At 62.8% G+C, this 14,815-nt stretch carries 18 protein-coding genes and 1 pseudogene; 13 read left to right on the forward strand and 6 right to left on the reverse strand.

All coding sequences use genetic code 11. The features are described 5' to 3' along the window. Window positions 1–6 precede the first annotated feature (6 nt). Window positions 7–1,026, forward strand: a complete 1,020-nt coding sequence (locus A8M77_RS23355; protein WP_158100977.1) for an ATP-grasp domain-containing protein — start codon at window positions 7–9, stop codon at window positions 1,024–1,026. A 1,640-nt stretch (window positions 1,027–2,666) separates the two neighbouring features. Next, a complete protein-coding gene (locus A8M77_RS23360; RefSeq protein WP_086923907.1) occupies window positions 2,667–3,044 on the forward strand; it encodes a hypothetical protein in 378 nt (125 codons plus the stop codon). A gap of 412 nt (window positions 3,045–3,456) precedes the next feature. On the opposite strand, the gene A8M77_RS36170 is transcribed toward A8M77_RS23360, so the two are convergent. After that, the gene (locus A8M77_RS36170; protein ID WP_158100978.1) at window positions 3,457–3,678 is read right to left on the reverse strand and encodes a hypothetical protein; all 222 of its coding nucleotides are present in this window, start codon (window positions 3,676–3,678) and stop codon (window positions 3,457–3,459) included. Between the two features lie 410 nt (window positions 3,679–4,088). On the opposite strand from A8M77_RS36170, the gene A8M77_RS23370 reads away from it, so the two are divergent. Together A8M77_RS23370 and A8M77_RS23375 are read left to right on the forward strand one after the other, a co-directional pair. Further along, window positions 4,089–4,577, forward strand: a complete 489-nt coding sequence (locus tag A8M77_RS23370; RefSeq protein WP_086923908.1) for a disulfide bond formation protein B — start codon at window positions 4,089–4,091, stop codon at window positions 4,575–4,577. Then, complete coding sequence (locus A8M77_RS23375; protein ID WP_086923909.1) at window positions 4,574–5,230, forward strand: DsbA family protein; 657 nt, start codon at window positions 4,574–4,576, stop codon at window positions 5,228–5,230. Before A8M77_RS23370 ends, A8M77_RS23375 begins: the two co-directional genes overlap by 4 nt. A gap of 55 nt (window positions 5,231–5,285) precedes the next feature. On the opposite strand, the gene A8M77_RS37470 is transcribed toward A8M77_RS23375, so the two are convergent. The 3 genes from A8M77_RS37470 to A8M77_RS23385 are packed head-to-tail and all read right to left on the reverse strand — an operon-like array spanning window position 5,286 to window position 6,331. After that, window positions 5,286–5,525: a DUF3703 domain-containing protein gene (locus A8M77_RS37470; protein ID WP_443272290.1), complete on the reverse strand. Its 240-nt coding sequence runs from the start codon at window positions 5,523–5,525 to the stop codon at window positions 5,286–5,288. A gap of 6 nt (window positions 5,526–5,531) precedes the next feature. After that, window positions 5,532–6,008 (reverse strand): phosphoethanolamine transferase domain-containing protein, encoded by a 477-nt coding sequence (locus A8M77_RS37475; protein ID WP_443272255.1) that lies wholly within the window; start codon window positions 6,006–6,008, stop codon window positions 5,532–5,534. After that, window positions 6,005–6,331, reverse strand: a complete 327-nt coding sequence (locus A8M77_RS23385) for a DUF4148 domain-containing protein (RefSeq protein WP_086923911.1) — start codon at window positions 6,329–6,331, stop codon at window positions 6,005–6,007. The genes A8M77_RS37475 and A8M77_RS23385 overlap by 4 nt, the downstream gene beginning before the upstream one ends. 168 nt (window positions 6,332–6,499) lie before the next feature. On the opposite strand from A8M77_RS23385, the gene A8M77_RS23390 reads away from it, so the two are divergent. From A8M77_RS23390 to A8M77_RS23410, 5 genes and pseudogenes are all read left to right on the forward strand, one after another. Beyond that, window positions 6,500–7,051, forward strand: a complete 552-nt coding sequence (locus A8M77_RS23390) for a winged helix-turn-helix domain-containing protein (protein WP_086923912.1) — start codon at window positions 6,500–6,502, stop codon at window positions 7,049–7,051. Between the two features lie 35 nt (window positions 7,052–7,086). Further along, the gene (locus A8M77_RS23395; protein WP_238136936.1) at window positions 7,087–8,367 is read left to right on the forward strand and encodes a heavy metal sensor histidine kinase; all 1,281 of its coding nucleotides are present in this window, start codon (window positions 7,087–7,089) and stop codon (window positions 8,365–8,367) included. Between the two features lie 116 nt (window positions 8,368–8,483). After that, on the forward strand, window positions 8,484–9,398 hold the full coding sequence (locus A8M77_RS23400; RefSeq protein ID WP_086923914.1) for a cation diffusion facilitator family transporter: 915 nt from the start codon (window positions 8,484–8,486) through the stop codon (window positions 9,396–9,398). Window positions 9,399–9,464: 66 nt separating this feature from the next. Further along, window positions 9,465–9,788, forward strand: a pseudogene (locus tag A8M77_RS23405) (transposase); the annotation flags it as partial. Window positions 9,789–9,879: 91 nt separating this feature from the next. Continuing rightward, window positions 9,880–10,293 carry an MgtC/SapB family protein gene (locus tag A8M77_RS23410; protein ID WP_202820651.1) on the forward strand — a complete coding sequence of 138 codons (414 nt, stop codon included), beginning with the start codon at window positions 9,880–9,882 and terminating at the stop codon, window positions 10,291–10,293. Window positions 10,294–10,540: 247 nt separating this feature from the next. On the opposite strand, the gene A8M77_RS23415 is transcribed toward A8M77_RS23410, so the two are convergent. Together A8M77_RS23415 and A8M77_RS36180 are read right to left on the reverse strand one after the other, a co-directional pair. Continuing rightward, a complete protein-coding gene (locus A8M77_RS23415) occupies window positions 10,541–11,071 on the reverse strand; it encodes a DUF4124 domain-containing protein (RefSeq protein WP_158100981.1) in 531 nt (176 codons plus the stop codon). Continuing rightward, complete coding sequence (locus A8M77_RS36180; RefSeq protein ID WP_086923917.1) at window positions 11,052–11,516, reverse strand: hypothetical protein; 465 nt, start codon at window positions 11,514–11,516, stop codon at window positions 11,052–11,054. The genes A8M77_RS23415 and A8M77_RS36180 overlap by 20 nt, the downstream gene beginning before the upstream one ends. A 637-nt stretch (window positions 11,517–12,153) precedes the next feature. Here A8M77_RS36180 and A8M77_RS23425 point away from each other — a divergent pair. The 4 genes from A8M77_RS23425 to A8M77_RS35460 all read left to right on the forward strand — a co-directional run bounded on the left by A8M77_RS23425 (window position 12,154) and on the right by A8M77_RS35460 (window position 14,784). Then, on the forward strand, window positions 12,154–12,528 hold the full coding sequence (locus tag A8M77_RS23425) for a copper-binding protein (protein ID WP_238136937.1): 375 nt from the start codon (window positions 12,154–12,156) through the stop codon (window positions 12,526–12,528). Window positions 12,529–12,534: 6 nt separating this feature from the next. Next, a complete protein-coding gene (locus A8M77_RS37480; RefSeq protein WP_143694732.1) occupies window positions 12,535–13,728 on the forward strand; it encodes an efflux RND transporter permease subunit in 1,194 nt (397 codons plus the stop codon). 169 nt (window positions 13,729–13,897) lie between these two features. Further along, window positions 13,898–14,173 (forward strand): hypothetical protein, encoded by a 276-nt coding sequence (locus tag A8M77_RS23435; RefSeq protein ID WP_238136938.1) that lies wholly within the window; start codon window positions 13,898–13,900, stop codon window positions 14,171–14,173. 179 nt (window positions 14,174–14,352) lie between these two features. After that, the gene (locus A8M77_RS35460) at window positions 14,353–14,784 is read left to right on the forward strand and encodes a hypothetical protein (RefSeq protein WP_143694733.1); all 432 of its coding nucleotides are present in this window, start codon (window positions 14,353–14,355) and stop codon (window positions 14,782–14,784) included. The last annotated feature ends 31 nt before the right edge of the window (window positions 14,785–14,815 follow it).

The following is a 14,815-nucleotide window of genomic DNA, read 5'->3' on the forward strand; positions in this document are numbered from 1 at the left end:
AATATAGTGAATACCGTCCAACGCTTCGTTCCAGGCGCGCGCCAGGCAGCAGCCCCGGCCGCTGCAAGCACCCCCGCGATGCTGGTGCTGCAGGCGGAAACGTCCGCCGAAGTGCGCACCGCACTGCTGGTGGCCACCATGCGGGGGATGCCCGTTCGCCGGGTGTCCCTGAAGGAACTCCAGTCCAGCCTCGATGCCCGCGCGAGCCTGGCCGCGTACCTGGGCGAGATCCTGCCGGTGGGCACCGTGGAGTTCGTGCGCGCAGTGATGGGGATTCGGGGTGTCCCGGAGCCGGAGGGCATGGGCTACGGCCCGGTCGGAGACTTCCTGCGCCGCGAAATCCGCGAGGGCGTGCTCTATGAGCTGAAGGCGGCTGAAGGGCCGGTCTTCGTGAAGCCCGTGGCAACCAAGAGCTTTTCCGGCTTCGTCTACGATCCGCGCCCGGGCGCCAAGCACACCGAATACCAGCTCGAGCAGCTCAAGGCGATCGCGTCGCTCAAGACCGCCACCCGCGTTTGGCTGTCCGAGGTGGTCGAGTTCGCCTGCGAGTGGCGCTACTACGTGGACGCAACGGGCCACATCCTGGCCAAGGCACGCTACGACGCTGACGGCGACGACGACGCGCCCGAGCCCACCACCGAGGTCGTGCAAAGCGCGATCGACAGCACGGTGACCTACCTTGAAGCCCGGGGCAACGCCCATCCCTTTGCGATCGACGTGGGCGTGCTCACGAACGGGCGCACCGCCGTCGTGGAGCTATCGGACGCGTGGGCTCTTGGCCTCTACGCCCACGCCCGCACGCCGGCCGGCACGGACTGGAAGGCCGATGACTACGTCGACTTCCTGCTGCAGCGCTGGCGCTCGATCGTCGCGTACGGGCAGCTGCGCGCGGCCCGGGAGGCTGCCGATCGTCTGGCCAGGGCCGAGAAGGTCGAGCCCCCGCCGCCGAAGGTTCCTGCGCCTCGTGGCCGCCCCCGGAAGGTCCCGCTCCCGGCAATCACGCAAGTAGCAGCAGCAGGGGTCTGAAAAATCTCACCGGAGTCAGGTTTTCTGCGGTATATCATGAGAAGTACGCTCAGTGCACGCGCTCCTCGTCCCGGCAACCCCCGTCGACCCTCTCTCCCACCGGAACCCGGCTCCCGCAAGGCCTCGGTTCCGCGCCGCGCCGGCACAAGTTCCCCAAGGCACCTGATCCCCGCCGGCTCGATCCTGCTGGGGTCGATCCCCTTCGAGCACATCCCTCGCGCAGCATGCCCCCTGTCGATCTGTCCGGCCTGAGCGATGCCGACTTGGTCGCCGAGCTGGAGCGGCGGCGGTTTCAGCGCGAGCGGCCGCCCAGGCTGCGCCACGTCTACACGTGCACCAGGTGCTCGAACGTGTCCCGAGCCGGCACCTCGCCCGTCACGATCTACGCGCGCTCGGCTCGGCCTGGTGCCGAAGCTGCAACGCGAGAACAACCGTCTCGACCGGGCCCTGGGAGAACCTTGTTCGGTAGGGAAATGCTCGATCGGAGGTGTTCCATCGGAACAGCGCCCCATCTGTGTCGAGCCCCATCCGAACCTTCTCGATCGGGACATGGATCCAATCGCCTGGCTAAAGCGGGCTGCACCATCAGCACCCGCCCCAACCGGAAAAGGCCCGCTGCGCAAGGTGTCCGCCAAGTGTGGCTTTGGTCTGGAACGGTCACGACCGGTGCCATCTCCGTAGGGACGCATGGGCGAAACGGGCGCGTTCGCCGCGCAAGGTGTCCGCCAAGTGTGGCGCTCTGCCGGAACCGCCCGCCTCGCACCGCTCCCCTCCCTCCGGCTGCGTGGAGATCGCTCGGCCTGGTTCGATTCCCCATCGAGCCGGATTCGGTCAGGACATGGTGGCGTGCGGGAAGGTCCCGCGGGGGGCTTGTTCGTGCGGGGATCTGCACCGGTGGGGGCATATGGGGCGGCAGGACGCATACTCATGATATACCGCGCGCGGCGCGTGCTCTGGGGTGGGGGTCGGGGGGCGCGGCGGCGGCGCCGTTCTGCGCTGAGAACCCCGGGAATAGAGATGGGCGAAGGGGCTGCACCTAAAAACCCGCGACACCAAAGCACATTCTTTCTCCGCGCAGGATTTCGAAAGTTCGTCGGAAACAGGAAGGGCGCCGGCTGGACCAGGGGACCAGGCGCACAGGCACGGTGAGCACCCCCTGGCGGTGGCGGTATCATCCGCTTCTGTCGGCTCGGCTGGCCGCCATGGCGGATCCGCTCGGGGCGTTGGCAATCGGGCTCGAAAAGGGCCGCAGTCGGCGCGCCAACGAGCACCGCCTCGCAACCTATGCCGGCCCGACCAGCGCCGCGAAGGACACGCGTCAAGCGCGGCCGGGTCGTCAAGCGCCACCTCGGCGAGATCGATTTCACCGAACTGAACAGGTAGATCGAAACCCTGCTGGGAAGGGTAGATCCTCTGGGAGGACGTTGAGGCAGGCCAAGCGCCCAAGCATCGGATATGAACTAAGCCTCCCGCGATCCGCGCAATCCGCCGCCCGCGGACAAGTGTGAAGCTGCACGAGGCGCCGTCGCGAAGATTGAAACCGATGGCACTTTCCACCGCGTGTTCGTTCAAAGCAGTAGTCGTGCGCTGACGGCAAGCGGTTTTAAAGATTCTCGTCGGCCTTCGGAACGAGCCGCTAAATGATTCTGCAAGCCGCTTTCGCCTCAGTCTTGCTTCTGCTCAGCGCCGGGACGTTCGCATCGTGCGTGGCTGACGACCATCCGAAAGGACCTATCGAAGGTGGTGTGGTGATTGAAACCGAGGACGCGGATTACGAACTTGTCGCCAGCCCGGACAGCCTCCGTCTCTACATTCGCGGGCATGGGACACGGATTGACCTTTTAGAACTCGATGCGAAGATTGCGCTGGGCACAGGCAAGTCGAAGCAAGTGGTGGCCCTTCACCCCGTTTTCGACAGGCTGGAAGCGACGGGCACTTTCCAGATCAGCGCCCGCACCAAGGCCGTCGTCACAAGGCCCTCCAAGCCAGCGACCACGGTGCGGTTCACGCTGAAGTGAGGGGCCCGGGTTGATTCGAACCCGAAGTTTGTAAGGGGATCAGGCATGAACGTGTCGACCACCATCGCTGCACCGACCGGACGCGGTGACGATCCCGGCATGATCCCATCGACCAGCTTGCCCCGTCCGGGCGCTGTCGCCACGACAGGATTGTGGTTTTTCATGGGCGTCGCGACGATGCTCTTCGCACGTGAGCCTGGCGTACGTTTTTCGCCCGGACGGGGTCGAGGGCTACCCGCTCGCGCTGCCGTGGCTGCTTTGGCTCAGTACGGGACTACTTGCGATCGGCAGCATCGCGCTACAGCGAGCCGGAGGCGCGGCGCGCCTGGCTCCCCAATCCAAGGCGCTCGGATTGTGGCTCCTGGGGGGCGCAAGCACGTTTGCTTTCCTCGGCGTCCAATTGTGGGCGAGGTCAGAAATGCAGGCTGCCCGCGTCCTGCTGGCCGGCAATCCTGCCTACTTCTACTTGCTGACGGCGATGCACAGCCTTCACGTTGCAGGTGGCATCGTCGCCGTGGTGCTGACCATGCGAACAGGCTGGTCGGATACCGATCAGGTCCGCGTCGCCTGGCGAATCAGCCTGTGCGCTCGCTATTGGCATTTCCTTAGTCGTCTGGGTGGCGCTGTTCGCCATGATGGCCCTCCTGACACCCGAGGCGGTCCGCATCATCTGCGGCACGCTCAAGCCTTGATGCGAGCACGGGTTGTCCGCCTACCTCAAGCTTTGCCGTTGGACGCTGCTCTTGCTCGTGGCGATGGCATCTGCGTGCTCGCCGGCGCCGCAGCCGTTCAACTCCGTCGAGCTCCGGCGCCGAATACGCCAGCAAGCTGGAACTTCCAGATGCTGATGGCCGTTTGCGCACTCTGTCGGACTTCAAGGGCAAGGTGACGGTCGTGTTCTTCGGCTCCACAATGCCGGGGCGGATGCAGCCTGTCTCACCGTTGACGGCAGCTTGTCCGGGTCGTCGACCGTACCTTTCGGGCGACCAGCGACATCGCCGTGGTTCAATCGGCCGTGCAGCCGTCCTCCTCGCAATCGCATCGATGAACGAAGAAACTCCGCCCTCCGCGCGTCCGGAGCTCGTCCGGACGCCGCAAGTCACGGTTGCGCCCGTGAGCCGTGCGCGGTGGATGGCGCTGTTCTCAGCTTGGCTGATCGCGTTGGTGTCGACGCTGGGAGCGTTGTTTCTGGGCGAAGTCATGGGGCGTACACCCTGCGTGCTGTGCTGGTATCAGCGAATCGCCATGTTCCCGTTGGTCGTCATATTGGCAATGGGTCTGTTGCCGGTGGATCTGCGCAGCGTTCGCTACGCAATGCCACTGGCAATGGGCGGATGGACCGTCGCGCTCCACCATTGCCTGCTGTACTGGGGCGTGGTGCCGAAAGGGCTGGTTCCCTGCGGCCAGGGTGCCTCTTGCACAGATGCGCAACTGGCCTTGGCCGGCTTCTTGTCGATTCCACTGCTGTCGCTCATGGCGTTCACATTCATCGTGGCGCTGTTGGTTGTTGCCCGGAAGGAGGTACAGAAATGAAAAGAAGTCTGTTGGTGGTTGCTGCGGGAATGCTGGCCGTGGCTTTGTTTGTCCTCGGCGCCTTCTTCTATGCCGGCAAGAAAGACGAGCGGGCTGTCAACCTCGCTCAGATCAATCGCGATGCATTGGTCCGGCCTCATTCGCCCATCTACGGCAATCCGAACGCCAAGGTAACCATCGTCGAGTTCCTCGATCCGGCCTGCGAGACTTGCCGTGCGTTCTACCCCTTCGTGAAAGGCATGATTAACGCAAGTTTTGGGCAGGTGAATCTGGCGGTTCGATATGCGCCCTTGCACCATGGTTCTGATGAAGCCGTCAAGATCCTCGAGGCCGCCCGGATGCAGAACTTGTATTGGCCGGTGATTGAGGCGATGTTCGCCGCTCAACCGATCTGGGCTTCCCACGAAGCCCCTCGGCCGGCGTTGATCTGGGAAAACATCAAGGGCACAGGCCTCGACATCGCGAAGGCAAAAGCGGATCTGGACGATCCACGCATCGCCAAGATCCTGCTGCAGGACGTCGCCGATGTCGAGACGCTCCGCCTGACTAAGACACCCGGTTTCTTCGTCAATGGAAAGCCGCTTGTCGACTTCGGCTCGAGCCAGCTCAAGGCGCTGGTCGATCAAGAGGTGCGAGCTGCGTATGGCAAGTAGATGCCTTCGTCACAAGGTAGCGGATACGAATTTCCACCGGCTTGCCGATCCTCGGTCATTTCCGTTTAGATCCAAGAAAATTTGAAGGTCCGGCGGCACGGGCATGGGCCGGAATGCGCTTGCGCGCGCAGGCCCCGGGTTTCCCAGGGGAGGCGCCCGGTAAGGTGGCCCAGAGGTGCACCAAAACCAGCCGAAACACCTGGCCCATCACCTCGCGGAAGTTGCGCTGTGCCATGCCGACCCACAGCATCCAGGCGTGCACTTGCCAATGGCGCTTGAAATTGCGTTGCCCCAGGCTATCTTAGGAAACCGTACACCGCGTTGACAGAGTACTTGGCACCAGCTGAAACCTCAACTGACGATGGTTGCGAAAGGTGGGGGCGAAGGTGCCATAGAACGGGAAGCCGACCACGCCGGTCAGCAGCACGGCGCCCACGGCGAAGCCCGCGTCTGAAACATGGTTTGGTTCCCCGGACTTCGACGAACCCCGATGTACCACAGCAGGCCGGCCGGCAGGACTCCGCGTATCGCAAGATCCACGATGCAGAGCGCCCGCAACACGTTCCAAATGCGCCGACAAGCACGAGGCCCAGTGACAGTGCGACCACCCCCATGAAGAGTGAGGTAGTCTCCTGGGCCGCGAGGAAGGTCTAGAACGACCAGTTGTCGATCGCAACGATCCAGCTCGCCGCGGCGATCGCGATTCCCAAGTGGCGGAAATCCCCCGATTGCGCAAAGAACTCGCTGCGACGCCTTGCGCAATCGGGGTTGCAGTCACTTCTCGCCGGATGGAATGGTGCCTGCGCGCATGGCCTCAACTGTTTCCCTGTAGACCTCATCGCGGGACCTGCCCGGACCGGTCTTGGCTGCCGGCCAAGGAGCGCCTACGCTCGCAAATCTCCAGAACGGGTGCTTGCGTGCAGCGTTGGTTTCGGCCACGACTTGCGCCCGCGTCCTGTTGCTGCTCATGTGATCGGGATGGTAGGTCACGCCTGCTTCCGTCGGTGCGGGATGGTACTCACTGGCGGCAGACGCTGCCAGCGGTGCGGAGACGGCGGAGCCGATAACGATCGTCAGTGCGATGAAGCTGCGCTTTTGCATGATGGTGCTCCTAGGATGTGGGCCCGGATCACGGCGATCCAGACCCTACCGGCCAGTTAGACCCGGCCGGCGCGCATCCCACTCTATGACGCGAATCCACCAAACGACATACAAGCCGATTACAAGGTTGTAATGCGCCGTTGATGCTGCGCGCGATACGATCCTCTGATGCGCATGCTTGTGATCGAAGACGAGCTCAAATTGGGCGACTATTTCCGCAACGGGCTTTCGGAAAGCGGCTTCACGGTCGACATGGCGCGCACGGGCATCGAAGGCAGGGAATTGGCGATCAGTGGCGACTACGACGCCCCGGTGCTGGACGTGATGCTGCCGGGCATCGATGGTTTTGCCGGTCTTGCGGTTTTACGAAGAGCACTATTGCGTCGCGGACAACTCCAGGATGTTACGCACTATGCGCTGAGAGGTCTGGCCCTCGATCTCGTAGCGCGCGAGGCGACGCGCAACGGCCAGCGCCTGGAACTCACCGCAAAGGAACTCGCCTTGCTGGCATTGCTGATTCGGCGCCAAGGCCAAGTGCTTCCACGCACAGTATTGACCGAGCAGGTGTGGGACATAAACTTCGACAGCGAAACCAATGTTGTGGATGTGGCCGTCCGGCGCCTGCGCAGCAAGATCGACGACGGTTTCGACGAGAAGCTCTTGCATACGGTGCGTGGCATGGGCTATGTGCTGGGGAGCCGCCGGACGATCGCATCATGAAGGCGCCATCAATTCAGGCGTCCTTGTCGCGGTGGATGACCGTGCAGATTTTTGTCGGGCTGAGTATCGTCTGCGCCCTGATCTATGCAGTAACGGCTTGGAGTTTCAGGATCAAGCAGGCTGAGGAGTTCGAGCAGCATACCGAGGTCATCAAGCACTTGCTCGCCGAGGTGGGCGTCGCGCAGGATTGGGAAGGATTGCGTCACAAACTGGACGATTTCTTTATCTCCCATGCGGACATCAGCGTCGTGCTGCGCCAAACGGGCAACACCATCTATGCCTCCGAGCCATCGCGGTCCAGTGCGCGCTGGATCTGGAAGCCAGTTTCACTGGAGAATCCTCGGGAGAGTGGTGACCCCATTCAACTTCAGCTGGGCGTGGACGCGCAGGGGGACTTTAAACTGCTCGGGCGCCTCGCTTGGACCTTGCTGGGCGCGGCGGTGGTCGGGACTCTGCTGGTTTCGCTGACCGGCTCGCTGTTGGTTGGACGGGGGTTGCGGCCCCTGAAGAAGCTCGCCCAGCAGACGGCAGCAACCGGACCCGAACATCCTGGCCGCCGCATCGATCCCGCGGGCTATGCCGTCGAGATCGTGCCGTGGGTATCCCAGTTCAATGCGTTGCTCGAACGTGTCGAACAGGCGTACCAGCAACTGGAATCGTTCAATGCCGATGTGGCGCATGAGTTGCGCACGCCGCTGGCCAACCTGATCGGCACCGCCGAGGTCGAACTGGCTCGCCCGCGGACGGCGGTGGAGTTGAAGGAAGCACTGATTTCGAACCTCGAGGAAGCGCAGCGCTTGTCTGCCATTGTCACGGACATGCTTTTTCTGTCCAAGGCGGACCGAGGTGCCGTGGCCCGCCGCTTGGACCTCGTCCGCCTCGCCGACGAGGTCCGCTCTGTTGCCGAGTTTCATGAGGCTGCATTGGAAGCTGCCCAGTTGAAGGTGCGCATCTCCGGCGACGCCATGGCTCGAATCGATGTGCCACTCGTGCGGCGGGCCATTTCCAACTTGCTCGACAATGCGATTCATTTTGCCGCGCCGAATTCCGCCATCGCCGTCAACATCCAAGAGGAAGCGGGCGGCGTCTGGGTGAAAGTGGCCAACCGGGGCGAGACGATTCCTGCCGAGGCCCTCCCGCACCTCTTCGAAAGGTTCTTTCGCGTAGAACGCGCACGGACGGGATCGACTGAAAATCACGGCTTGGGCTTGGCCATCGTTGCCGCCATCGCACGCATGCACGGCGGCGAAACGCAAGCTTCGTCGCGCTCGGGCGCGACCGAGATCGGCTTCTCGCTGCTGCCGGTCAAGGATTGAAGGCGACCCATGAACTGCTGCATTCAGCCCCCGCGCCATCGTGCCGCTGCGTACACAATGAAGTCTCTTTCGAATCCGGCGAATTTCACGATGACGCTTTACACCCAGCATCAATCATGAGCGATCAGGTCAACGCAGCAGCAGTTACGTCAGGTACTGCGGCAGGCCGGCACAAGCTGAAGCTTGCGTGGGCGCTCGCGCTTACGGCCACATTCATGGCGATCGAGGTCATAGGCGGCCTGTGGACAGGAAGCCTTGCGCTGCTGGCGGATGCTGCGCATATGCTGACGGACGCCGGCGGCTTGGCGCTGGCGCTGATCGCCATTCGTTTTTCCGAACGTCCAGCAACGCCACAGAAAACCTACGGCTATGTGCGCATGGAAGTGCTTTCCGCGCTGACCAATGCAGTCGTTCTGTTGTTGCTCACGATCTACATCTTCTACGAAGCTTACCAACGGTTCCTAAGTCCGCCGGAAATTCTGGGCGGACCCATGTTTGCAGTGGCTATAGTGGGCCTCGCAGTCAACTTGATCAGCATGCGGTTGCTCTCTGCGGGTTCATCGGAAAGCCTTAATGTCAAAGGCGCTTATTTCGAGGTGCTAGGCGACATGCTGGGCTCTTTGGGGGTGATCGTTGCTGCCGGTGTCGTCATGCTGACCGGTTCGACGTTAGCCGATCCGATCATCGGTGCAGGGATCGGGCTTTTCATCGTTCCGCGGACGTGGATTCTCTTAAAGCAGGCAATCAACATCCTCATGGAAGGAACACCGCCCGAAGTGAATGTTGCGCTGTTAGAGCAAAAGCTGCGCACGGTTCGCGGTGTGATGGCTGTGCAGGATCTGCACGTCTGGACCATCACATCCGGCATCGACGCCATGAGTTGTCACTTGGTCGTGGCCGAAATGTCTGAAGCCCGGTCGACACTCGTCGCCGCCCGCGAGCTGATGAAATCCAATTTTGGCTTGTCCCACACGACGATCCAGATCGACGACGACAGCTTGCATGCAATCGAAGGTGACAGAAAGCTCTAGAGATGGTGTTCAAAACTCTGCCCAGACGAGTACAGTGACGTCACGCGTAAGCAAGACATTATCGGTATGAAGCAACAAGACCTCGGCCTGAATCTGCACACGGCGCACGCGCAAGGTGGTGTTCCTCGACGAGATGGAATTGGTAGTGCCGTGGACCGAATTGGTGGCGTTGATTGCCTCGCACGCACCGAAGAATTCCACTGGCCGACCGCCTTTGCTGTTGAAACGATGCTGCGCATTCACTTCTTGCAGCGATGGTTCGGCTTGAGCGACCTGGCGATGGAAGAAGCACTGTTTGAGGTTTCGCTGTACCGCGATTTCGTCGGGCTGGGCAGCACCGAGCGCATTCCCGACCGCGTGAGTATTCTTCGATTTCGCCACCTGCTCGAACATAGCGCCGAATCACCAACTTGGGCGAGATATCAGCATGACAAGTTCCCTTTGGGGCGTGTGGGGCGACGTGACAAACCACCTCGTACGTATGGCCTTGGCCTTCCTTTTCACGTTGCCCATCGCCTGGAACCGTGAACACGGCTCGAACAGTGCCGGTCTGCGCACGTTTCCGATCGTCGCCATAGCAAGCTGTGGCTTTGTCGTGCTCGCCATTGAAGTCCTTGGCGAACGCTCGGTTGGGCAGGCTCGCATCCTGGAGGGCGTGATCACTGGCATTGGCTTTATTGGCGGCGGTGCAATCCTGAAGGCCGGCACGACGACACATGGCACTGCCACTGCGGCGAGCATCCTGAATACAGGCGTTGTGGGCGCTGCCGTGGGATTCGGATACTACGACATCGGGTTCGTGCTTGCCCTCGCCAACTTTCTGGTACTTTTCGCACTTGGCAAGCTCAAGCCAGACGACAAAGAGAAATCGGCGTCCCAAGATGCGCAGCAGTAGGCGCCAGCGGCCGGGCCGGGCCGGGTGGCCGGCAAAGAGGTTATTGCGTCTGTTCCGTCGTTCGTCTGACGACCCACACTTCGAGCGCCTCGCTCCCATCAGGACGCTCACTGTGACGAACAACTGCGGCAGGGTCGAAGCCCTGGCAATGCGCCGAGTGCCCGCGTGCGGATGATATGGGAGAGGCTCTGAAGGGTGAGCTTGCGTTGCGGGCAGGAGAATCGGCGCGCCGACGGCAGGTTCCGTTTTACTGCAATGCTGCGCGCTCCCTCATGAGCGCGCTCAGCGCCTTCCGGGCGCGCTGCACTTCGTTTTCGAGCATCTGCTGGCGTTGCCAGTATGGACCGACCAGTCGGCGCCCTTGGCGGTCGCCTTCTTGAACTGCCCGGCCTTGCTCCTGTCGTGTCTGCGCGTCCCGTAGCTGGCCCGAAACGCGGGCAATATCCCTGTCCAATTGCTGCCCACGGGCTGAGCGTGCATCGGCGTCCCGCAGAAGCTGCTCTCGCACGGCGGCCAGATCGCGCTGCGCCGCTTGGGTTGCCCGCGCGTCGGACGGATGCGACTCGACGGAGAGTTTTTCCGTGCGCTTGGCACCTGGCTGCGGCAAATCGGCGTAGACGACCTCGCCATTGGGCAGCACCGACTTGTACAGCGTTTGTGGGTCCGCCGCGGCCATGAATGCTGCCGTCAGGCCAAGGATTGCTGCCGCAGCCCGCCGCAGGGCCACAGCCCATGGGTGGAGCTTGGCCACGCGGGTATCAATGATGCCCACCGCCATGATGGCCTCCATGGTGCATCGGAGCATGCCCGCCCGAATGGCCGCGGTTCGCCACACCGTAGTAGTGCTGGCCTCCGTGGTATCCAAGGTACGAATAGCCTAGGTAGGAGGTGCCGTAGTACGCGGGGACAGGGTAGCGGCCGGACAGGATGCGAGCCCTGAGGGCTTGGTCACCGCCGTCGCTGCGGCCCTGTACATAGCGCAGGACGCCGTCGCTGACACCCGCGGCGCGCTGCTGCACGAGGTCCTCGGGCGCCAGCACGAATGCAGTGCCCCGCTGCTGGATCTGGGCAATGATCGCTGCATCACTCTCTCCGCGCGCACTCATCGCCACCACCTCGTCGATTCGCAGGGGCGGCGATGCAGTCAAGCCGGGCTGGGCGACGGCACACCCGGTGATTGCCAATGTCACAAGGAGCGCGAACGCCAATGAAACCAATCTCATTGCATCTCCTGGTCAATCTGTGGTCAGGTTGGAGTCAGTACTTTGGGGAACGTTCAGCCATCTCGCTTCTCCAACCGACAGCGTTGCAAGGCGCTTGAGAGCTTTAGACCATGGGCAATAGAATCGAAGCGGGCGTAATATGAGTTGAACTCATGGAGCAGATTCATGGGACTTTTGGACAGAATTTTTGGTGGGTATGGCGGTGGGCATCATGGAGGCGGTCACGCGTGCATGGTGCCGCTGGGGATGAGCGTGGGCGCACGCTGCTGACATCGACGCCACTAAACGCGCCAGCACGAGCAATCTTCCTGACCGCAGCGCAGTCCTTGTTCGGTGTGGCATTGCTCTTCCGGCTGCGTTTCAGCTTGGTTTCGGCGATCGCACTCGCAGCGCTGTTCACGGTTCAACTGGTGGTGGCCTTCGGCTTTAGGGACAATCCCGCGCGCCGATTCGCTGACCATGCTCGCCTGGGTCCACCTGGCACTGGCGGCGGTGATCTTCGTGACGGGCGCGCCGAGCATCGGCGCAGCCGCTCCTGCCGACTCGGGGGCGGCGGCTGCCGCACCGAAGAAATGAGAGGCGCAGCCGCCACGCAACGGGCGCCGAAAGTGGGCGCCGTCGTGAAGCAGGAGGCCTTTTGAAAATCTCCCGCCGGCACCAGCTAATTTTCCTGTGCGCGTACATGGCTCCAGGGTTCGCAGGCCGCAGTTATGCCCAGCAGCCCTCGGCCACCGACTTCATCGCCGGGGAAATCGTCAAGATCGATGCCGAGCGTGGCGAGGTGACGCTACGCCACGAGCCAATCGCGCATCTGCACCTGCCCGCAAGGACGACGATCTTTCACTACGTGGATGCCAGAGTGATCCTTCGGGCCAAAGCGGGCGACAAGGTCCGCTTCCGGGCTGACCGCTTCGAGGGCACACTGCGAGTGACCGCAATCCTGCTGCCCGGCATGGGAATTCCTGGGCCGGCGCAAAGCGCGGTGCCTGCAAGGCAGATTTTCAGAAAGTGAACCATCATGAGCGAGCCCGTCAAACTCCGTCTGGACCTCCCGCTGGTGCTGCCGGATGTCGATGATGCGAATGACCGCTGCGTCACCCGGCTGCTCGATGCGCTGTCGGGCCGGCCCGGGCTCACGGAGGCGCATGTCGTGGTACTTGACAGCGGGTCGCCACAGCTGTGCATTCACTACGACCCCGCCGCCCTTTCGCTCACGCGAGTGCGCGAACTGGTGCACTCGGTCGGCGCCGACCTCACGTCCCGTTTCGCTCATCTGGTGCTGCGCACCGCTGCACCCCTACATGCACGCGGTGCGCGGGGGGCCGCCGACAGCCTGCGCAGCATCGCCGGCGTCCTGGAAGCCGATGTCGCCGTCTCTGGCGCGGTGCGCATCGAGTATGACCGATCGGTCGTGTCGGAGGACATCCTGCTGGCCAGAGCAGCCGCCCTCGGGGTCGGCGGTGCGCGGTGGTCGGCGCCGGCTTCCCAGTTTAGAGCGCGGGAACGCAAGCAAGCAGACGGCGCCTATTCAGAGCGCGGTGCGCAAGCTCGTCCGCTACCGCTACGCGCCTCTGAAGCCGACGGCCCTGCTCCAGCCCTTCGCACCGCAGCGAGCGACCCGGACCACGGCCACGCCGGCCACGACCATGCGCATGGCCCTGCGAAATCCAAGGCTGACAAGGATGATGCTGGCCACGATCACGATCACGATCACGATCACGATCACGATCACGATCACGATCACGATCACGGTGAAAGCAATGGCGACCATTCCGGCCATGACCACGCCCACGGAGGGCCTCTTGGGGAGAGGTCGGAGCTGATCTTTGCGGTATTGGCGGGTGCCCTGCTGTTGGCCGGGTGGTTGATCGAGCGTGCTAGCGCGGGGCCGGGCTGGCTTCCCACAGCGTGCTATGTCACGGCCTACTTCTTCGGCGGCTCTTTTACCGTCAAGGAGGCTTTTGAGAACCTGCGTGCCCGCCGCTTCGAGATTGACACGCTGATGCTGGTGGCCGCGCTGGGCGCCGCCGCGCTCGGCAAAGTCCAACGCCCGCTCGCGACGGTGGTCATCGGCGGCATTCTGTCCTCGACCGCTCTGACGCTGCTGGTGCTACCTGTCCTCTACCGCCTGATGCACAGGCGCGACGAGGAGGAAGAGGTGTTCGTCCAGCCGCCACAACCTGTGGTGGCGGCTGCAGTCCCAAATCGGTGACGCCAAAACCGTGATGCCCTCGCACGGCCTCATTTCGAGGGCACCCCATTCACTCGGAAAATCCATGAAAGCCTATGTTCTTCCTCTCGTTGCTGCCCTTGCGTTTCCCTGTGTTGCCCTTGCGGCAGGCGATCACGCAGACGAAACCAAGCCCCTGCACGGGGGCATCGTGACGGTCGTCAAGGATGTCAGCTACGAACTCGTCGTGACCAAGGATCGCCTGGCGATCCACGTCAGCAACCACGGCAAGCCGGTCGACGTGGCCGGCGCCACGGGCAAGGTGACGGTGCTCAGCGGCACCAAGAAGGAGGAGGCCATGCTGGCGCCTGCAAAGGACGCGCTGGAAGCCAAGGGGCCGTTCACGACGGGTCCCGGCACGAAGGTCGCGGCGCAGGTGACGCTGAAGGGGCAGGCGACGCAATCGGTGCGCTTCACCATGAAGTAAGTCAGTGCGCCGAAAGACCAAGGCACCCGTCGAGGCGCTGGTCTTCAATGGATTGAAGGCAGATGACAGCGATGTAATCTTTGCGTTCTTCTTTTGGTGGGCTGGCTTCTTAAAGTTGACTCACGGCGCAGATGACTGCGGCGAAACAGACCAACCATCTCACCAAAGGATGCTGAAAAATGCGAGTGACTGCCTTCCGACTTTCCCTGACTTCGCTTCTTCTGGCCGCTGCCGCGGCTCCGGCGCTGGCCGGAAACTATGCCGAGGGAGATCCGCGGCCTGCTGCCAGAACGTCCGAGGTCCCGAGCGCGGCAGTGGCCGCCGAAACCCGCACTTGGATGGCGGCGGCGCCCACGGTGGGCTATCCGGACGGCAACCCGAAAGCGGTGCCCCAGGTGTCCCAGAACACGCGTGCGGCCGTCCGGTCGGAAGCCGTGGCTTGGGTGCGCTCGGGCATGTCGCAGATCGCGTACGGCAATGCGCCGTCCGACAGCCGCGGCCCGAGCTACACGCGTGCGGCGCAGGCCTTCGAAGCCATGCGTCAAGGTGATGCGACAGCGAACGCGCAGTACCTGGTGCCGCCCAGAAGCGCAAGCGCGATTGCGCGCTGATCGAAGCCACTCGGACCAGCCCGGGCCCTGC

The sequence above is a fragment of the Variovorax sp. JS1663 genome (genome assembly GCF_002157355.1).
Taxonomy (GTDB): domain Bacteria; phylum Pseudomonadota; class Gammaproteobacteria; order Burkholderiales; family Burkholderiaceae_C; genus Variovorax.